Source organism: Pseudophaeobacter sp. C1-32P7, from assembly GCF_041008775.1.
GTDB lineage: Bacteria > Pseudomonadota > Alphaproteobacteria > Rhodobacterales > Rhodobacteraceae > Phycobacter > Phycobacter gallaeciensis_A.
In genome coordinates this window covers 48,288-67,359 of sequence record NZ_JAXGFR010000015.1, presented here as the reverse complement: position 1 = coordinate 67,359, position 19,072 = coordinate 48,288, and the positions used below count along the sequence as shown (strand labels likewise).

Sequence of the window (19,072 nt, the reverse complement as noted above, 5' to 3'; positions counted from 1 at the left end):
CATATGCCGTCCGGCGGCAAGGGGCTGGCGATATCAGCCTAGTTGACCGGCATCTATTTTGTGATTGAACTGGCGATTGGCCTATGGACAGGGTCAATCGCGGTCATCTCCGACGCGTTCCATACCTTTTCGGCCGTGGGCGGTGTGCTGGTCGCCATTGTCGCGGCGCGTATGGCGTTGCGTCCGGCGGATGAAGAGCGGAGCTTTGGCTGGGCGCGCGCCGAAATCATCGGCGCCCTTGTGAATGGCGGCTTCTTGCTGGCCATGGCGGTTGTTGTCATCGCGATGGCTGCCATGCGCATGTCTGCGCCAATTGATCTTCCAACGGGTCCGATGCTGATTGCGGCTGCCGGGGGGCTCTTTACGGAGTTCATTTCGCTTGCGCTGATCTGGAAGCAAAGCAAGGGAGATCTGAACACGAAGGGAGCGTTCTGGCATATCATCCAGACCTTTGTTGGCAGTCTGTTGATCATCGTGACCGCCCTCGCAATCGAATTCACCGGGTTTCTGCTGATCGACCCGCTGCTTGGCATGGCGTTCGGGTTTGTCCTGCTATGGGCGAGCTGGGGATTGCTGAAAGAAGCGGCGCATCTTTTGATGGAAGGCACGCCTCCCGAAGTGAGTCTGCCTGAAATCAAACGTACCCTTGAAGAACTGCACGAGGTTTCCGATGTTCACCATATTCATGCCTGGGCGCTGACAAGTGGCAAGCATGTCTTCTCCGCGCATCTGCGTGTCACAGAGCAAGCAGATCAAGAAGAGGTCCTGCAAACCGCCTACGACATGCTGCGTAAGGACTTCGGGTTCTTTTTCGCAACCCTGCAGATCGAAACACGGTGCTTCGACGAAAGCGGCGCTGAGGCAATCGACCTTTCAGCGGCGAGCAGTAAGACAGGGCATAACGGCGATCTTTGAAAACAGGTCATCGTCGCGGGCAGCAATTCTCATTGTTATCGGGCAAGCGAAATACCCGCCAAGCTTTGCTACCGCACCTTTTGTTATCTCGAACCGGGCATGGTGCGGCTGATCCATTCAGGGGCGCAAATGATACGTTCCCCGGGTCGGATTTGCGATCCGGCCATCATTCACAAGCTTTCGCAAGGCCCGATAGGTGGCCTCGTGCGAAAGGTGCAGCGCGCTGGCAAAATCGACAACGGAGCTTTCAAGCAGGCCCGCCACCATACCGGCATAGACCCGTTCTTCTGCGCGGCGGATGCCTACGATCTCAAGCGCCTGACGTTGCGCTTGTATCTGCTGTGCCGCTTGCCGCGCATAGGCGCGTGCAAAATCCGGATCTGCAAAGGCAGACAAGACCGCCGCTTTGTCGATCTGTACAAACGCCCCAGCCTCCGCCACGACCGCATCGCAGTGGTATCTATCCGAAAACACCGATGCTTCGGCAAGGCTCATCCCGGGCTCGGCACGGTAGATGATAAATCGTTCGCCATCCGGGCCGACACGCTCAAGATGAACGCGCCCGCACTTAACAACATAAAGGCCGCAGGTCCGCGCGCCCTGACGAAAGACCGTATCCCCTGCGGCCCTCGTCAGCGGACGCAAGGCGGAGGGCGGTATGAGATTATAGGGTTCAGGCATCATATGATCCAAATCATATTTCAGGGTCCGATCAGGTACTAGGCTGAATCCGAATACACTCAGGAAAGGCTGGTCCATGCGACTGATACCCGTTCTCTTCGCTGTCTTGCTTGCGACACCCGTTACGCCGCAACAAATGCATTCATCCATGGGTCACGCGTCCGACGCCCCAGGAAACCGGCCAGTCCGCCTTCGCCGCATTGGCCGAAATAGTTGTGCTGCTCCAGGCCGATCCCGAAACCGACTGGAGCACCGTCCATATCGACAAGCTGAGGGACCATCTGGTCGATATGGACCTTTTGACACGAAAGGCAGAGGTCACCCGCATTCTGCGGCCCGACGGGGCACGGTTCGAAGTGCGTGGCAGCCCGCGTGTCCTGTCGGCCATCAACACAATGGTTCCCGCCCATGCGCCGTTCCTTGCCGGTGAAACAGGCTGGAGTGTCGCGTCAGAAGAAATGGAGGATGGTGTCGCGCTGATCGTGGGTGGCGATGAAGAACAGATACAGGGCCTTGGTTTCTTTGGTCTGATGACAATCGGTGCACATCATCAAGAGCACCATCTGATGATTGCGAAAGGCGGCAAGCCGCATCATTGAACACGCGCCCAAGGCTTATATGCGGGCCCAGGCAACCGGGGTCCGCCGCGATGGTCACTTCGCCAACACTACGCTCGGATATTCACGCCGAATCTGACGTCGACACCAGATCCGCAGAATTAACCGTCACACGCCTGCGGGACCATACGATCAGGGCCGCGCCAAAGACAATCATCGGCAACGACAGCAGTTGGCCCATTGTCAGCCCATAGCCCGCCCAATGAACCGCATGTCCAATCGGGTTGTCCTGCGTGACGAACTGGATGTCCGGTTGACGGAAGAACTCGACAAGGAACCTTGCGCTTCCGTATTCCGCCAGGAACACGCCCGTAAGGCTTCCGGGAAAGCGCAGCCAACCACGTTTCCAGGCCAGATAAATCAGCACTGACCCAAGCAGGATACCCTCCAGAAGAGCCTCATAAAGCTGGGACGGATGGCGGCCACACAGGCCCACGACGCCCGCACAGGACTGGGCCGCCTCGCCGGGGAATGCCACTGCCCAGGGCACATCGGTCGGACGACCCCAAAGCTCGTTATTGGTGAAGTTGGCCAGCCGCCCGAGGAAAAGGCCCGGTGGTGTTGCAACAGCGAGCAGATCCGCCGTTGATAGAACGGGTGCGCCGTTGCGATAGCAAAAAAGCAAAGTGGCCACGACCACGCCGAAAAAACCGCCATGAAATGACATACCGCCCTGCCAGACCATGAAGATTTCGGTGGGGTTCTGAAAATAGTACTGAGGTTGATAGAAAAGCACGAACCCCAGCCTGCCCCCCGCGATGACGCCTAGAATGATCCATGTCAGCAAGTCTTCCAGTTGCTTGGGTTGAAGCGGCGGCGCCCCGGCCCCCCAGACTGACGGAGAGCGGACCAATGCGACACAGATGCGCCAGCCGATAAGAAGGCCAACAATATAGGCCAGCGCATACCAACGCAGGGCAAAACGGAACGATCCGATATCAACGGCAAAAATCTCCGTTCCGATGTCTGGAAATTGGATAATCGAAGTCAGCATTCTTTGTTACCTTTGCCTGTTTCACACAAGGCCACATGTTGTTTCCCGCAACGGACGTTGGCGTGTTGAAACCTGTTGTCCCCAGCCCAAAGCGTTGTGGTGAATGTGCCATCCTTTCGAGCTGAAGTCGGTTCCGTTGAACCAGAGATGACGCACATCGGCCCCCGCGTCCATGTGTTCAGGCGCTTGTTTCCCATGAGTTTTGTACCTGTTTGTAACGGTTTGAGGTTCCGCCGCCTTCTGGATCAGTCTGCAGCAGAAGATCAGACCCCGCGTCCTTCCACGACCATCATTGGTCACGGTTATGTTCATTGAAATTTCGCCCGCCCGATACAATTCACGTGATCATGACGGCACATAAAGCTGATGACCGGGGCCGAAGCAGGGCCAGCGGCATAGCAGAAGGAGTTCAGATGTTCATACGATCCCTCGCAGCGACACTTTTCACTGCTTTTGTTGCAGTAGCTGCAACCGCCCCGCCCCTCTATGCGCAAGGAAAGACAATCCCATTCGATGGAAGCTGGAAAGAACAGGGCCTCTTGCGGCTCTTTTCGAACGACTACGGCCTGCAAGGTCGGCGGCTGGACGTGATTTCCGACGGCACGGTTTCAGTTCTCTGGCGCCCTGTCAGCGCGGCCCTTGGCACTGCAGAGGCAGCAATGTGGGGGTGGTCCGTCACGCAGGGTGTGAAGGGAACCGACCTCACTCAGCGCGGCGGCGACGATCGTAATCTCGCCTTGTACTTCGTGTTCGTCGATCCGCAGACCGCAAGCACGCTTGGCCGAACAACGGCGCGCAAATTGCTGCGTGATCCCAATACGCGGGCGCTGGTTTATGTCTGGGGTGGCAATCATGCGAAAGGCGCATTGCTGAACAGCCCCTACTCGACGGGTCTCAAATCGAAAATTCTGCAAACGGCGCAAACCGGCAACTTCACCGAGAATGTGAACCTGGATCGCGATTTCGTGCGTGCGTTCGGGGACAGGCCGAAGGTTCTGGTCGGACTTGCGGTGACAGCCGACAGCGATGATACCGACGGAAAGATCCTTGCGGCCATTCAGGACCTGCAGATACGTTAGGTGCTTCACGGCGCTTTGCCAAACAGGCGCGCCGATCTGCAATGTATAAAAATACCTCGCCAGGACGCCCTTCCGCGAAGGTGGGGGATGTGGTTTGCAGGCCCCAAACAAGGAATACACGGAAACCCATGCTTACGCGTCGTCAGATGATGGTTGCGCTTGGCGCAGCCACACTCCCCCTGCCCCTGAGTGCGGCTACGGTGCCTGTCACCCTTCGGCCCGGCCCGGCTTTCACCCGGATCGGGTCGCGGGACATTGCAATGCTTGGCTTCAATGGCACCTGTCCCGGCCCCGAAATCAGACTGCGCCAGAACGATATTCTGCGGGCGCGGGTGGAAAACGGGCTAGAGGACGGGACCCTCGTACACTGGCACGGCATTCGGTTGCCCAACGCGATGGACGGTGTAAACGTGCTGACACAGGATGTCATCATCCCGAATGAGGGTTACGAGTACCGGTTTCCGGTTCCCGATGCAGGAACCTACTGGTATCACTCCCACTACCTTTCCTACGAACAGGTTGCCCGCGGGCTGTTCGGCCCCCTGATCGTCGAAGAACCTGCCCCGCCGGACGTGGATCAGGACATCACGGCCATTCTCTTCGACATTCGGCTTGATGACACCGGCCAGTTCGACATGGAATTCGACCGCGCTGATTTCATAACAGCAGGTAGGTTGGGGGACTTGACGACCACCTTCCTGTCGTCTGAGCAGGCGCGGCTGGGGGATCGCATCCGGTTGCGTCTGATCAATCCGACACCGGATCGCATTTTCGAGATACGTATCGACGGGCTGACGGGCTTTTGTGTGGCCTATGACGGGATGCCGCTGCCCGAGCTGGTTTCGCTGGGCAATCTAAAACTCGCACCGGCGCAGCGCATCGACATCATCGCGGATGTGACGGGTGATGTGATCCTGAGAGAAACCGTGCCTTCGGGTGGCGAGGAACTGGGGCGCATTGTGTTGAACGGTCAGCGACAAATCCGGTCTGCGCCGATAGCTCCTCTCCCCGCGAACCCCGTGCCCGCGCCCGGAGAGATCACGCAAACGGCAGATCTCTTCATGCAAGGCGGTGCCGGGGGCGGCGCGCACGGCGGGTTCGGGGGCTGGGCCTTCAACGACGTGAGCGGTCTGCCCAATGAACCGCTGATTTCGGCAAGACGTGGTGAAGCAGTGCAGGTGCGGATGGTGAACGACACTGCTTTTCCGCACGGTATCCACCTGCATGGCCACCATTTCTGGGAAACCGATCAGAATGGTGCGCGAACACACCTTCGCGACACGACCCTCGTACCGCCGGGCGAGACGATGACGATTGTGTGCGTACTCGACAATCCCGGCGCGTGGATGCTGCACTGCCATATGCTGAGCCATCAGGCTGATGGCATGGCGACCTGGGTGCAAGTCAGCTGAGGTCGGAGCGGTGGTTGCGCCAACCGTTGACGCGAAGCTGTGCCACAACGGGATATCGCTCTTCACAACAAGCACAGGCCCGTCATACAAAAGTTTACATGGCACTCGCCAAAATTTGCCTATGCTCAGGTTGTGAATGACGCTGGTCTGATAATCGGAAAGGTGCGCAATGCCATCAAAAATCCATTCTGTTTTGAGTGTTGCGTATCTGTTTGCGGCCATGACGGCAAACATTGCCCTTGCCGAGCCGTTGGAGTTCGCTGACCTGGCCCCACCGGTCGGGAACAATGCGCAGGAACCCACCCTGTTCGCACTGCAAGATGATCGGGTCCTGCTGGGTTGGACCGAACCACACCCTGACGGGTTTGCGGTAAAATTGTCGGTCCTTGAAAACGCAGAATGGAGCGCGGCCCGCACTGTTACCGTGTCCGACGAACTCTTCGTGAACTGGGCCGATTTTCCGTCCGTTGTTGCGCTCGAAGACGGTACCTTTGCGGCCCACTGGCTGTGGGAAAATTCCAAAAACGACTATGCCTATGACGTCAAGATCTCTCTTTCGCCGGATGAGGGCCTGACATGGAGCGCTCCGATAACGCCACATGATGATCGGTCGGTCAGCCAACACGGTTTTGTCACGCTCCAGCCGCTCGAAGACGGTTCCTTGATGTCTGTCTGGCTTGACGGACGCGCATATGACAAGCTGCTTTTCACCAGCGCAGCCAGCGACTACCCGGATGCCATGCAGTTGCGCGCAACCCGGATCACGCCCGAAGGCACGCGAACCGATGATGTTCTTGTCGATGCGCAGACCTGTTCATGCTGCCAGACGTCCGCCGCATCGCTGGACGATGGCACGGTCCTTGTCACATACCGCGACAGAACAGATGCGGAAATCAGGGATATATCTGTCGTAAGACACCAAGGCGGCATGTGGTCAGAACCAACAAACGTCCACAATGACGGCTGGGAAATCTCCGGCTGCCCGGTCAATGGCCCCGCCATCGCGACCGCCGGTCAAACAGCCGCCGTGGCCTGGTTCACGGCTGCAAATGACAAGCCGGAAGTCAAGGTTGCGTTCTCTTCCGATGGTGGCAGAAATTTTGGCGATCCGGCGAAAGTCAGCCTCGGGATTCCCGCCGGTCGGGTCGATATTCTCATGCTGGACCCCCAGACTGCGCTCGTGACGTGGGTCGAATGGACAAATGAAGGCGAGGTGATCCTTGCTTGCCGGATCAGAACCGGTCAGCAGTGTAAGGACCTGCAACTGATTGCGCGAAACAACGGCGCAGGTTCGGTCAACTTCCCGCGCATGGCGCGAACGAATGACGGGGTTTACCTGTCGTGGACGCAGCCCGGCAACTCGGATGATCCGGAACCGAGTTCGACTATACGCACGGTTTTCGCTTCCTATTGAAGCTTTCCGGACGAAAGCCGATGGTTCTTTCGCTTGGCTCTCATCAGGAGTGGGTCCATCGATCACCATCAACAAGAATTGCATTTCCTGCAATAGGGCTACTGGCAACTGACGGTGATTTCTCATCCATAGTGACCGGTCTCTGGCCCGGAAATTGTAGCGTGCCACGCTTTTTCATGATCCCGGTCCCGAACATTACGCGGGTCTGGCTGTTCGGGGGTGGCACCGACATACGGCGAGGGTATTGCCGCCCCGAACAGGTAAATTTTAGCCCCGATTACATCCCGACGATCTTATTCACGGTCGATCAACTACGCGCAGTGTAGCGACCAATACGACCCCGTATAGGACATGACCTACCAGCGCTACCCAGGTAATGCCGGTGAAATTCAGAAAGAAAGGAAGACCTGCGACAGACGTAATACCCCCAATGGCGAACACCCACAGACCGAATCCATAGATCGCCGAGGGCAAAAACCAGTTGGTCTGCCCCGCGATACGGTGCCAAATTGGTCTAAAGACGAACAACCAACCGACGGGATAGCCAATCAGGCCAACAAGATAAAAATGTACGAAATATCCCGCGAAATCACCGTTCGGCAGACCAAGGCTGCCGAGTAAGCTCCTCGCTAGCCCGTGCGGTGACAACCGCGAAAAGCCCAAGCCCGGGCTGATGATCTGACCCAACAGATCGAACGCGACGGTTGCAAAGAAACCTGCGACGAACATTAACCCTAAAGTTCGGGCGTTGAATGCGGGTAGTGAACCTGTTGTGCGAGAATCAGTATCAACTGTATTCATGGCGATTCTTTCTGTGTATTGCGGGCGATCAAACAGACAGGGCTAATGTAATCACCAATTGTTGACCCAGCGACGTTCTCGGCAACTCTCGATCACTTTCCATCTTGATGAGATCGGTCTGTTTATGAACCCCGCCACAATAACCAAGCTAATGACAAAACGATGGGATGTGCACTGCTGGCTCTAATATGTGATTATCCGTTACCGCCATCAGCCTCCACGCCGAGAGATTGCTAACCGCCACAAGCACTCTGTGGCTTTGTACGCGCTGGTTCACAATCAGCGCTGCTTATGAGTCGGTGTCGCCGGAATTTCTCATCTTCTCACCCCGCGCAGCAGCTGAGTTTGGCCACGTCCTTGTCGAAGGTCTGTGCGGCCAGTTTCAGCCCTTCGACCGTGGTCAGATATGGGAAGATCGTTTCGCCGAGCGCACGTGCGGTCATGCCGAACTTGAGGGCCATGGCCAGTGTTTGGATCGTGTCCGACCCCTCCGGTGCCGCGATCTGGCCGCCCAGCAGGCGGTCGGTCTTTGCGTCTGCCACCAGCTTGATCACGCCGCGGGTATCGCGTGCAGCGGCGGCGCGCGGGACGTTGTCGAGCGTGATCACGCTAGTCTTGACGTCGTACCCCGCCTTCTTGGCCTCGGCCTCCGAAAGGCCGACGCCGGCCACTTGCGGGTCGGTAAACACGACCCACGGCATCGCCGCGTTGTCATAGCGCATCGGCTCCAATCCAAGGGCATTATTGATCGCCACCTTGGCACCATAGGCCGCCATGTAGACGAACTGGTCACGGTCAGTGACATCGCCCGCTGCCCAGACGTCGGCCCGCGTGGTGGCCATGTCAGGACCGACTTTGATCGAGCTGCGCGCGTCGGTCTCGATGCCAAGCTCTTCCAATCCAAGGTTCTCGGAATTGGCGATCCGGCCGGTGGTCACAACCAGCCGTTCGGCGGTCAGATCCTCGGTCTTGCCACCCCGTTCGACAGTCAGACTGACGCCGCCCGCAGTTTTCGCGACCGAGACGTAAGCAAGACCGGTCTCGACCGTGATGCCCTCGACCTTCAGCGCCTCCGTCAGCGCCTCGGTCACCTCCGGCTCGGCACCTGGCAGAAGGCGTGAGCGGGTCACCAGCGTGACCTTCACCCCCAGTCTGGAGGCCATCTGCGCCAGCTCGCAGCCGATATAGCCGCCGCCCAGCACGATGATGCTGTCGGGCCGTTCAGGCAGAGTCAGCAGTCCCCAGGAATCCAACGCCTCCACGGCCTCGATCCCGTCAATTACAGGTATATGCGGGCGCGAGCCGGTGGCGATCAGGACGCGCGGCGCGGATATCACCCGGCCTCCGACGGCGACGCCACCCTCGACCAGTCGCGCCGGGCCTTCGTCGATATAGGTGACGTTCTCATAGGCGGGCAGCAGGTCGATATATTTCTTGTGCCGCATCTCCTCGACCAGATCGGCGGTGCCTTTCACCACGCCACCCCAGTCCACGGCATGGGCGCAAGGCGAGATGCCCGGAAACCGGGCAGCGGACGCGCCGCCATGGACCGCCTCGGCGGCGCGGATCATCGCCTTGGATGGCACGCAGCCGACATTCACGCAGGTGCCGCCGATGGTGCCGTGCCCGATAAGCGCCACGCGCTTTCCGGCATCGGCTGCCGTGATCGAGGCAGAAAACCCGGCCGAGCCGGCACCAACGACAATGAGATCGTAGTTGTCATCGCGGGTTTCACTGGCAGTGCAGCAATCGTCTTTCGTTACAGTTTGGTCCATTGGTTCTTCCTTAGCTTGCGATCGGTATCGCGACACGGCCCCGATCAATAATTTTGAATCACACCATCGAACCGATGTCGGAGGCATAGCTCGGATAGGCGAAAATCATGGCCTTTATCTGGTTGGCGGTCTGCCCGGCACCCATGGCCATGGCGAAGAGATTGATCTGTTCCTCGGAGCCCGGTCCGATCAGATGCGCGCCGAGGATCTTGCCGGTGCCCTGTTCGACAAGAACCTTGAACCCAGTATGTTTCGCGCCGACGCGCAGCGACGAATACCAGTCCCCGGTCTTTTCGAAATGGGTGTCGAACTTCAGCCCCTGTTCCCTGGCCGCCGCTTCCGACAAGCCCACGGTGGCCACCATCGGCAGGGTGAAGACTACCGACGGGATCGGCGGATAATCCACGGTACGCTCGTCCTCTCCAGCCAGCAGGTTCTTGCCTGCCACACGCCCTTCGAAGGCGGACACCGGGGTCAGCTTGGGCCCACTGTCAGTGCAGTCGCCCGCGGCGAAGATCGCCGGGTTGGTGGTGCGCATCGCGTCGCTCACCTTGATGCCGCGGCGCGAGTATTCTACGCCTGCGGCTTCGAGGTTCAGCCTGTCGATATTCGGCACCCGGCCCGTGCCATGCACCACCAGGTCGCAGGTCACGATTTCGGTACCGTCGGCGCGTTCCACTGTGACGGTGAATTCATCGCCCTGTTTCTCGATCTTCGTGACCTTCGCCTTGGTGCGCAGGTCGATGCCAAGTTCCTCGGTGCCTTCGACTAGCATTTCGACCAGGTCGGGGTCGAAGTTGCCAAGGGGGCGATCCGCCATTTCCAGCACGGTCACTTCGCTGGCACCGGCGCGCCTGACGATATGTGCGAATTCCATCGCGATGAAGCCACCGCCGACAAAGGCGATGCGGTCGGGCCGGTCGGGGAGTTCAAGAAACTCGGTGCTGGTAATCAGATGCTCTTCGCCGGGAATGTTCAGCGTCATCGGCCGCGCGCCGGTGGCGATGTGGAAATGCTTCGCCGTCACGGTTTCGCCGTTCAACTCGATCGTATCGGAGCCGGTGAACCGAACCTCTCCGTGCAGGACGTCAATCCCCGCCTTTTCCATTCCGCCTTCGACGCGGGGCGGCATATTGTCGGTGAAGCTGCGCTTGAAGGCGATCATGTCGGGCCAGTTGACCGACGGCTGCGCCACCAGCCCCTTGCCCTTCATGTTTTCCGCCCATTCGACACCCTCGGTGACCGCGACCAGCATTTTCTTGGGGTCGCAGCCGCGCAGGGCGCAGGTGCCGCCATGGGGTTCGCTGTCGATGCTGGCGACGCTCCAGCTTGCATCCGCGGCCATCCGGGCGACGCCATTTCCAGCAGTGCCGCCGCCGATCACGATGAGGTCATACGTCTTGGTCATACCTGTTCCTTTCCTTGTGTCAGTTTCTCTTGATCCGGCTCACTGCTGAACTGCCTGATTTTCTGAGCCAGAGCGCATATCCCGCCACCGCCAAAGCGGCGGCAACCGAGATCCGCAGAGCAAAGCGGAACTCCAGCCAGAACAGCAGAGCCGTCAGAACAACCGCCAAGCCGATGAGAAGGGCTTTCGGACTGTGCCCTGGTCTGCCGGCTTGCTGCCACAAGGCATATGCAACCGCACTCAGCGAGGCGAAGAGCATCGGGAAAAGCGCGTAGTCGAGCCAACCAACAACGGCAGAAAGTCCGACCCCGGCGACGATCAGCACCAGGAGCGGCGTGAAGCAACAGATCGCCGCAAATACGCTGCCGATGAGGCCGCGCCGCAAAAGGGTCGTGGGTTCATTGTTATTGTTCATGTCTGTCATGCTGTCTCCAGCTCCGGGTGCGGGTCGGTGAATGCGATCAGGAATCACCGGACTCGACGATGTCCGCCGGATAGCCGGTGGCGCGGATTGCTTCGACGATCATGTCCTGATCGGTGGCCTCGTCATCAAAGGCGACGATGTAGGTGCCGGTGCCGAATTCCTCTCCTTCCGTGAAGTCGATGATCTCGACCGAGGGAACGCCCCGCATGGCCGCCGCCACCGTGTAGGAGCAGGTCGGACATGTCAGTTCGCCGACCCCGATATTGATGCGCTGTTCGGCGGCGCTGGCGGGGAAAGCTGCGAGAGTTCCAACGACCGCAAGGGCAAGATGGAGTGACTTCATGAGTTCGGCCTTTCAGTAGGACAGAAGGTATGGGGTGAGATAGGGAAAGATCATCGCGACGGCGACGATTGCGGTGGCAATCCAAAGAATGGATCGCATGAGTGTCCGGTTCATGGGACGCGCGCAGGTGCCATCCGCGCAGACTTTGGCCGGGATCGGACGATAGGCCTTGTAAAATCCATAGCCGATGAAGGCGGCACTCAGCGCGAAGGTGATCCATTTATACTGGTAGAGAACGCCCAGCTGCGCAATGAACACGCCGGTAACGCCGAAGCTGACCAGCACCAGCGGCAGGATGCAGCATGAGGTCATGGCCAGCGCGCCAAGCGCGCCGAGCCAGGTTGTCGCCCATGCTTTTTTGTCGGCAGCCACTGTTTCGTCCATTGCCGTCTGCCGGCCCGCGGATGTGGTCTCAGTCATGGTTCGAATCATCCTTGCCTCAGTGATGATCTCAATCTAGGGTCTGTAGCTGGTACAGGCTCAAGGGGGTGAAACGTGAAAAATCATCACAGATCGGTGAAGGTCCTCAGGCGCGGAGATCTCGCCAAGCTGACCGGATGCAACCTCGAGACCATCCGCTACTACGAGAACATCGGCGTCATGCCCGAGCCGCCGCGCACGTCGAAGAATTACCGGGCCTATGACGAGAGCCATGTCGGGCGCCTGCGCTTCATCATGCGGGCGCGCGAGCTGGGGTTCACGCTGGACGAAGTCCGCGATCTGCTCGCATTGGTCGATGGCGGGGTCCAGACCTGCGGTGAGGTGCAGGGTCTTGCAAATTCGCATCTCGCCTCGGTCCGCGCCAAGATCGACGATCTCAGACGCATCGAACGCGTGCTGTCCTCCACCGTGGCGCAATGCACCGGTGACGATGTCCCTGAATGCCCTGTGATCGACGCGCTGACGGAGGTGACCTGAAGGGCCATAGTTGAGGACGCCCACGCATGTCAGCCAAGCGGACAATGGTTCCAGCGCCGTTGTTTGCGATCATTCGTTCCCCGTGGAGTCCTGCGTGATCGCCGCATGTTCGGGGACCAGATAGCGCGGCACGATCCACAGATAGGCGACCATGCCGAAGAGCTCGACGAGCGACTGGAAGACGATGACCACGGCCGCCACGTTCCACTCCGGTCCGAGCGCCAGCACCAGCGGAAGTACGACGATGGAGTTGCGGGTTCCGAGCGAGAAGATGACCGTTCGTCGCCCGCTAGTGGACAATCCGGTCGCCCGCCCGGTCGCCGCTCCCAGAAGTGCTGCGGCGACGAGGTAGGCGACGTAAACGCCCGCCACCTGCGCCAGAACCGGCAGCGCATCCCGTACCGCGTCGACTTGCGAGGCCGCGATCAGGAACACCACGACAGCCAGAAGCGGAACCGGCAGCCAGGGGAGGCGATTTACTATCGCGGCCCGCTCCGGGCGCGCCCCTGCCCAACGCTCCAGCAGAAAAGCCGCTGTGAGCGGCAGCAGGATAAGCGCCGCAAAGACGGCGGCAATGCGGTCGGCGGCGAGAAGCTCAAGGAATGCGTCACCGAGAAAGAGCCAGAGGAAGAGCGGCAGACAGGCGAACTGAACCGCGAGGAGGATCGGTGTCGCGGTCGCGGCACGCACCGCATCGCCGCGACCGAGATGGGTGAATGTGATGAACCAGTCGGTGCAGGGCACCAGCAGCACGACAAGCACCCCGAGCCGAAGCGCAGGATCGTCAGGCAGGAACGCGATCAGCCCCCAGACCAGCAGCGGCACCAGGACGAAGTTGCCGATCAGCAGGGTGCCGATGAAACGCCGGTCGCGCGTCGCGCGCGGCAGGTGCGCGAGCGGCATCTGAGCGAAGGTAGTGAAAAGCATAAGCCCCAGCACCGGCCACAGCAGCGCCTCGAACACCCCCGAGATACCGGGGGCGAGCGCGCCCAAGACCAGACCGGAAAGGATGGTAGCGAGATAGATCCAGGCTTGATGGCGTTCGAGATTTGCAGCTTCATGTCCTGCCCCTGCTCTATCCGACGGCGATTTTCAAGAAGACATCACTAGACAGGCCATTGCGACAACGGCACGTTCGTCGCTTGGAGCGTTGTTTGGTCTGTCCGGTTTATACCCGCAGACCGGTCACGACCCAGTCGACAATGCTTTCATTATAGTTGGGGACGCGGCGATAGCCGAATTGTCTCAGCCAATCAGCCGAACTCGTTGACCTCGAGAATCTGGAAAACGGCGCTCCTCACCGTTTCAGCTGCGCTGCGGATAGACGCAACATGGCCGCCGCACAGATCGGTTCGACCATCAGTTTGTGGCGCGCCACATTCGAAACCGTCCTTGCCCTGTTAGCTCGCGGATCAGATCCCGCTCTTCCATCCAGGCGAGGTTGCGCTGGACAGCGGCGCGGCTGGCTCCGGTTAGGGCCTCGGCCATGGGGGCAGAGACCAGGGGCCATTCGCTCAGCACTCCGCGAAGGGCTGGCGGCGTCTTGCCCGAGAGCGGGGTCATCTTGGCTTCCGCCCGCGCCGACCATGTCTCGATATCGTCGAGGTGCCGCATCGCGGTCAGGCAGGCCGTTTCCATTCCCTCGAGCCAGCGCGCCAAACGGTCAGCCGGGGGGCCGCAGGCGCGGAGCGCCCCCGCCCCACCCATGGCCAGGGGTGCGAATATCGCCCCCTCGCCCTCATGCGCAGCAATGCGCGACGCCGTGACCGCCGCTTCCATTCCGTCGCTCTGCTTTCCGAGGCCCGCGAGGCTCCAGAGGTGAAAACCGAAACACGCGCGGGTGATCGGGTGAAGATCGGAGGCTTGCGCCATCAGGTCCAGCCAACCGGTCGCGCGATCCGTCAAGGGCTCGGCATCGTCGCTCAGGTTTTCTGGGTCACGGCGGTCGAGGAAGGCGAACAGGTCGACCTCCGGTCCCGGCCCGCCAATCAGTCGGCGCACTGCCCAACTGATACGGGCGAGCGCCGCAGTGTCGTCCTGCACGCCGGGCAGGCGCATGGAGATCCAGAGCGCCAGCCGGTCCGGGCCAATCCGGTCACCCACAAACCAGCTGAGGTCTGCCGCCTCGATCAACGCAAGCCTGTGCCGCCAGCCTTCCGGGCCACGCTTCAGACGGTCCCCTAGCGCACCGATCCTTCCGGCGACACGGGCAAGGCGGGCAGCATGGCCCGCCTCGGCATCTCGCCAATCGTCGAGAACAGCGGTCTCGCGCACTTCGGCCCGTGGTCCGGGCGGCAGATAATCCGGCTCATCTTCCATCGGACCGGGCAGAAACCACAGATCGTCTTCCGAAACATCTTCATCCCCCTCGGTAGTGATGAGGGGGTCGTCGTAATCGTCATTAAAAATAGGCGCTTGCGGCTTCATGTGTGCAAAATACGAATATGATGCACATTACCCAAGCATTTTTTTTTGGCCATCGCCCGTGCTCTATATATATAGTACGCGCGCGCGATTGTCGGCGGTACCTCTCAGATCGCGCTCAGCACAAGGAAACCAAGGGATTGTGCACCAGCACGACGAGATAACACACGCTTGCATCCATTTACAAACGGTCGATTGCTGACGTGTTTCGCAATTGCAAAGAGCCAGAGAAAGGGAAGCCCGTGTGCCGGGCTTGAAAGGAAAGAGAGAGCCTCTTCCGGGTCCGGCGCGACAAGGATCCTGACCATGGCCAAGACCAAAACCACGACGCGTTCGAAACCCGCCACCTCAAAGAAAACCGAAACCGCCGGATCGGCTGCGCCTGACGGCGCCGCCGACATCCGGATGATCCCGCTCGACCAGCTGGAGCCGAGCCAACTCAACGTCCGCAAAGTCGCCGCGAGCGCTAGCGACGACGCCGAACTCCTCGCCAGCATCCGCGAGACAGGCATCAAACAGAACCTAGTGGTTCATGCGCTGTCAGAGACACGTTTTGCTGTTGACGCCGGTGGCCGTCGCCTCAAATCGCTGAAACAGCTGGCCGAGGACGGTGTGATCCCCGCAGACCACCCGGTGCCCTGCCTCGTCGAGGACGAACGCAACGCCATCCTCACCTCCGCCACAGAAAACCTTCAGCGCGCAGCCATGCATCCGGCGGACCAGTTCGAAGCTTTCGACAAGATGATTGGCGAAGGGCGCAGCGAGGACGAAATTGCGCTGAAATTCGGTGTCTCCGTCGACCTGGTACGCCGTCGGCTGAAACTCGCCCGTGTCGCGCCCGAAATCATCGAGCGATTTCGCGCGGGGGATCTGACCCTCGAATGCGTGATGGCGTTTACGCTGACCGACGACCACGATCGGCAACTGGCGGTCTGGAACGCGGTGAAGGGCGGCTATCACATCCACCCGCAAAGCATCAAACGCCAACTGACCGAGACCGCGCATTCTGCGAACTCGGCCTTGGGGCGTTTCGTCGGCATCGAAGCCTATGAGGCGGCGGGAGGCGTTCTGCTGCGCGACCTCTTCGACGATCGCGCCAGCGCCCATATGGAAAACCCTGAGCTCCTCGAGCGTCTCGCCATCGAGAAGCTGCAGGCCGCGGCCAAACCCTTTGAAGGGACATGGAAATGGGTCGAGGTGCATCTCTCTGTGGATTACGGGGCGTTTCGCAGTTTCGGGCGTGTCTATCCGCAGGATATCGAACCCGATCCCGATCTGCTCGCCGAGGAAGAGCATCTCATCGCCCGCGAAGAGGAATTGGCGGCGCAGAATGACGGCGAGGATTGGACCGACGCCGAGACCGAAGAATACTACGCCATCGAGCCGCGTTTGCGCGAGATCGAAGCCCTGCAGCGCGAGCGGCAACCTTTCGCGGACGCAGATCGCGCCATTGCGGGCGTGGTTCTGACCATCGGTCATGACGGTGCGCTACGTGTCGAGAAAGGCCTGGTGCGGCCAGAAGATATCCCTGCTGCGGCCATGCCGGACGAAGATAGTGCTGATGCGGGTGATGCCTCCTCCCCCGCCCGCCCACATGTGACGCCGCCGACGTCCTCCACGCCAGTGCCGACCTCTGACCCCGCGGCCACGTTGCGCAAGGCGGACGGCATTTCGGCGAGCCTGGCGGATGATCTGCGTGCCACGCGCCAGCACATCCTCAGGGCGCATCTGGCGGCTGATTTCGAGGTGGCCTTCGATGCGATGCTCTACGCGCTCTGCGAACAGGCTTTGGGGCGGTCCTACGGCAACGAGGCACTCGACATCTCGATCCGGCCCTTCCAGGCGCAAGACCGCGAAGTGCTGCACGCGGACACCGTCGCCCAAAAAATGCTCGAGGCGCTGGAACAAGACCTCGCCACGGACTGGATGAAGCTTCAGAAACCCGAGGACTTCCGGACGATGTCGGCGTTGCCCATTGCGGACAAGCAGGCGCTTTTCGCCTGGGCGACGGGTCTCGCGGTCAAACCCCAGCTTTCCTCCGACAATCGTCCTTCCCCGATCATCGAGGAGATCGGCGCGCGGCTCGATGTTGATGTGGCTGCCTGCTGGCGCCCGACTGCCCAAAACTACTGGGGTCGGGTCAACAAGGGGCATGCGGTGGCCACGGCGCGCAAGCTGATCGGTGACGACTACGCCGAGGATCGCAATCGCGAACGCAAGGGCGATATCGCGGCCGCGATGGAGCGGGCGTTCGCAGAAGCGGCGAGCGAGACGGAAGGTTTCGACGCCGCGACGGTTGCAAAGACGACGCGGTGGCTGCCCGACGGGATGGTGTTTGCCGGTGCGACGGAGGCTGGTGCCGACACGGCAGGCGCTGCGCCGGAGACCGAGGAGGGAGATCTGTCCGCCGAAGATTCTCTGAGCGACGCTGAGAGCAATGAACCGTCGTCCTTGCCCGCCTTCCTGAGCGAGGATGCGGCCTGACGCGGCGAAAACCGATCCGATCATGACCTAAGCCTTGGGCCGTCCTCGCGCAGAGGGCGGCCCTTTCCCGCTGACGGGTTTCACGCAGCCGGTGTCTGATCGGCTGGCCCGTCCCGGAGAATTCTCATGACCACCACACTCGATATCGATCCCGTCAAGGAAACCGAATTGATCGCCGGGCAAAATGATGCCTTTCGTCGCTCCATTCTCAGGACCACCCCCGTCGCCGATGCGCCGCAGGGCCAGTTTGTCATGACCCGTGGTGTTGCAGCACTAGGGCCGGACGCCCAGCTCGCTCTCACCCGCCGCGTCGCTTCGTTTGACGCGTTCAACGCTGACAGTGACCCCCATGGTTGGCACGAGATGGGGGTCATCGACTTCGACGGGACCACGACCTGGTTCAAGCTCGATTTGTACGACGTCGACTATCAATATGGCTCTCCCGAGCCATCCGATCCCGCGCAAACCCGCCGCGTCCTGACCCTGCTTCTGCCGTCAGAATACTGACGCCCCTCTTCTTCAACATCACCTCGGATCGCCCTTGCACAAAGGGCGGTCCTTTCGCGCTGGCGGGTTTCCATGGGGCGCGATGGTCGCGTTCCGCCCGCCGCAGGAGACCAGAGATGGCCAAGACACTCGACTATCAGATCACCCTCTATCCCGCGCACCGCGACGGCGCCTTCGTCGTCACACAGTTCCAGATGATGGCGAATTACCCGGAAAAGCGCATCCAGGCCGCGGGCATGGACGACCTGATCGACCAAGTGACGCAGTTCGCGATGGAGCATGGCGAGAGCTGCAGTGCCTCAGTGCGCTGCCTCGCCCCGCGCAAACCGCCGGGGTTCAAGCGCGCGACTGAGAATCTGTATTTCAACCTGGTTGACCGGACGGGTGACGAACGCGGCGACGCCGCGGCTTGAAGCCCCCCGCAGGAAACCTCCTGGGCGATCTGATGCAAAGGTCGCCCTCCCCTTCCCTCAATTCCAAAGGATCGAAGACATGACACAAGTGAATGATTTTTACGCGCAGATGCTGGAAGCCCAGCAACGCGCCGCCGAACAGAGGGTTGTGACCCGCGTGGCCCTTCTCTCCGAACTGCGTGCCGTCGGCGTGACGAAGATCGAGGTGCAATACGAAGGCTACGGCGATTCCGGCAATATCGAAGATGTCGTCGTGACGCCAGACACGATCTCTCTCTCAGAAGAGTTGCGCCGCCGGGTCGAAGATTTCGGCTGGGACTTCGCCTATGCGCTCAGCCCCGGGTTCGAGAACAACGAAGGTGGCTATGGCGAACTGACCTGGGTGCTCGCGACTGACAACATCGATGTCAGTCATTCGAACCGCTACATCGCGACCAATACCACCGAACATGAGGGGCTTTGA

20 protein-coding genes are annotated in these 19,072 nt (G+C 60.2%); 10 read left to right on the top strand and 10 right to left on the bottom strand.

What is annotated here, in order from left to right; genetic code table 11:
• Nucleotides 1–42 precede the first annotated feature (42 nt).
• Nucleotides 43–915 (top strand): cation diffusion facilitator family transporter, encoded by an 873-nt coding sequence (locus SM763_RS18680; RefSeq protein ID WP_368999397.1) that lies wholly within the window; start codon nt 43–45, stop codon nt 913–915.
• A gap of 117 nt (nt 916–1,032) precedes the next feature.
• On the opposite strand, the gene SM763_RS18675 is transcribed toward SM763_RS18680, so the two are convergent.
• The gene (locus tag SM763_RS18675) at nt 1,033–1,746 is read right to left on the bottom strand and encodes a Crp/Fnr family transcriptional regulator (protein WP_247744727.1); all 714 of its coding nucleotides are present in this window, start codon (nt 1,744–1,746) and stop codon (nt 1,033–1,035) included.
• Nucleotides 1,747–1,811: 65 nt separating this feature from the next.
• On the opposite strand from SM763_RS18675, the gene SM763_RS18670 reads away from it, so the two are divergent.
• Nucleotides 1,812–2,195 carry a hypothetical protein gene (locus SM763_RS18670; RefSeq protein WP_368999396.1) on the top strand — a complete coding sequence of 128 codons (384 nt, stop codon included), beginning with the start codon at nt 1,812–1,814 and terminating at the stop codon, nt 2,193–2,195.
• Between the two features lie 82 nt (nt 2,196–2,277).
• Here SM763_RS18670 and lgt read toward each other — a convergent pair whose 3' ends face one another.
• Nucleotides 2,278–3,207: a prolipoprotein diacylglyceryl transferase gene (lgt, locus tag SM763_RS18665; RefSeq protein ID WP_368999395.1), complete on the bottom strand. Its 930-nt coding sequence runs from the start codon at nt 3,205–3,207 to the stop codon at nt 2,278–2,280.
• A 311-nt stretch (nt 3,208–3,518) separates the two neighbouring features.
• Here lgt and SM763_RS18660 point away from each other — a divergent pair, with 311 nt between their 5' ends.
• The 3 genes from SM763_RS18660 to SM763_RS18650 all read left to right on the top strand — a co-directional run bounded on the left by SM763_RS18660 (nt 3,519) and on the right by SM763_RS18650 (nt 7,112).
• Nucleotides 3,519–4,286, top strand: a complete 768-nt coding sequence (locus SM763_RS18660; RefSeq protein WP_368999394.1) for a DUF3047 domain-containing protein — start codon at nt 3,519–3,521, stop codon at nt 4,284–4,286.
• A 128-nt stretch (nt 4,287–4,414) separates the two neighbouring features.
• Nucleotides 4,415–5,698, top strand: a complete 1,284-nt coding sequence (locus tag SM763_RS18655) for a multicopper oxidase family protein (protein ID WP_368999393.1) — start codon at nt 4,415–4,417, stop codon at nt 5,696–5,698.
• Nucleotides 5,699–5,867: 169 nt separating this feature from the next.
• Nucleotides 5,868–7,112 (top strand): sialidase family protein, encoded by a 1,245-nt coding sequence (locus SM763_RS18650; protein ID WP_368999392.1) that lies wholly within the window; start codon nt 5,868–5,870, stop codon nt 7,110–7,112.
• Between the two features lie 297 nt (nt 7,113–7,409).
• On the opposite strand, the gene SM763_RS18645 is transcribed toward SM763_RS18650, so the two are convergent.
• The 6 genes from SM763_RS18645 to SM763_RS18620 all read right to left on the bottom strand — a co-directional run bounded on the left by SM763_RS18645 (nt 7,410) and on the right by SM763_RS18620 (nt 12,283).
• Nucleotides 7,410–7,913, bottom strand: a complete 504-nt coding sequence (locus SM763_RS18645) for a hypothetical protein (RefSeq protein ID WP_368999391.1) — start codon at nt 7,911–7,913, stop codon at nt 7,410–7,412.
• A 323-nt stretch (nt 7,914–8,236) separates the two neighbouring features.
• On the bottom strand, nt 8,237–9,688 hold the full coding sequence (gene merA, locus SM763_RS18640; RefSeq protein WP_368999390.1) for a mercury(II) reductase: 1,452 nt from the start codon (nt 9,686–9,688) through the stop codon (nt 8,237–8,239).
• A 58-nt stretch (nt 9,689–9,746) separates the two neighbouring features.
• A complete protein-coding gene (locus tag SM763_RS18635; protein WP_368999389.1) occupies nt 9,747–11,096 on the bottom strand; it encodes a dihydrolipoyl dehydrogenase family protein in 1,350 nt (449 codons plus the stop codon).
• A gap of 19 nt (nt 11,097–11,115) precedes the next feature.
• Nucleotides 11,116–11,520: a mercury resistance system transport protein MerF gene (gene merF, locus SM763_RS18630; protein ID WP_368999388.1), complete on the bottom strand. Its 405-nt coding sequence runs from the start codon at nt 11,518–11,520 to the stop codon at nt 11,116–11,118.
• A 37-nt stretch (nt 11,521–11,557) separates the two neighbouring features.
• Entirely contained in the window at nt 11,558–11,863 is a 306-nt protein-coding gene (locus SM763_RS18625) for a heavy-metal-associated domain-containing protein (RefSeq protein WP_368999387.1), read from the bottom strand.
• A 12-nt stretch (nt 11,864–11,875) separates the two neighbouring features.
• Nucleotides 11,876–12,283: a mercuric transporter MerT family protein gene (locus SM763_RS18620; protein ID WP_368999386.1), complete on the bottom strand. Its 408-nt coding sequence runs from the start codon at nt 12,281–12,283 to the stop codon at nt 11,876–11,878.
• A 96-nt stretch (nt 12,284–12,379) separates the two neighbouring features.
• On the opposite strand from SM763_RS18620, the gene SM763_RS18615 reads away from it, so the two are divergent.
• The gene (locus tag SM763_RS18615; protein WP_219436576.1) at nt 12,380–12,781 is read left to right on the top strand and encodes a MerR family transcriptional regulator; all 402 of its coding nucleotides are present in this window, start codon (nt 12,380–12,382) and stop codon (nt 12,779–12,781) included.
• Nucleotides 12,782–12,850: 69 nt separating this feature from the next.
• On the opposite strand, the gene SM763_RS18610 is transcribed toward SM763_RS18615, so the two are convergent.
• Together SM763_RS18610 and SM763_RS18605 are read right to left on the bottom strand one after the other, a co-directional pair.
• Entirely contained in the window at nt 12,851–13,774 is a 924-nt protein-coding gene (locus tag SM763_RS18610) for an arsenic resistance protein (RefSeq protein ID WP_368999385.1), read from the bottom strand.
• A 366-nt stretch (nt 13,775–14,140) separates the two neighbouring features.
• Nucleotides 14,141–15,055 carry a hypothetical protein gene (locus SM763_RS18605; RefSeq protein ID WP_490363296.1) on the bottom strand — a complete coding sequence of 305 codons (915 nt, stop codon included), beginning with the start codon at nt 15,053–15,055 and terminating at the stop codon, nt 14,141–14,143.
• A gap of 456 nt (nt 15,056–15,511) precedes the next feature.
• On the opposite strand from SM763_RS18605, the gene SM763_RS18600 reads away from it, so the two are divergent.
• The 4 genes from SM763_RS18600 (at nt 15,512) to SM763_RS18585 (ending at nt 19,072) form a co-directional block, all read left to right on the top strand.
• Nucleotides 15,512–17,689, top strand: coding sequence for a ParB/RepB/Spo0J family partition protein (locus SM763_RS18600; protein ID WP_093455102.1), 2,178 nt, complete (start codon nt 15,512–15,514; stop codon nt 17,687–17,689).
• Between the two features lie 126 nt (nt 17,690–17,815).
• Nucleotides 17,816–18,196: a DUF3768 domain-containing protein gene (locus tag SM763_RS18595; RefSeq protein ID WP_093455101.1), complete on the top strand. Its 381-nt coding sequence runs from the start codon at nt 17,816–17,818 to the stop codon at nt 18,194–18,196.
• A 116-nt stretch (nt 18,197–18,312) separates the two neighbouring features.
• Nucleotides 18,313–18,609 carry a hypothetical protein gene (locus SM763_RS18590; protein ID WP_093455100.1) on the top strand — a complete coding sequence of 99 codons (297 nt, stop codon included), beginning with the start codon at nt 18,313–18,315 and terminating at the stop codon, nt 18,607–18,609.
• Nucleotides 18,610–18,688: 79 nt separating this feature from the next.
• The gene (locus SM763_RS18585; RefSeq protein ID WP_103911894.1) at nt 18,689–19,072 is read left to right on the top strand and encodes a DUF6878 family protein; all 384 of its coding nucleotides are present in this window, start codon (nt 18,689–18,691) and stop codon (nt 19,070–19,072) included.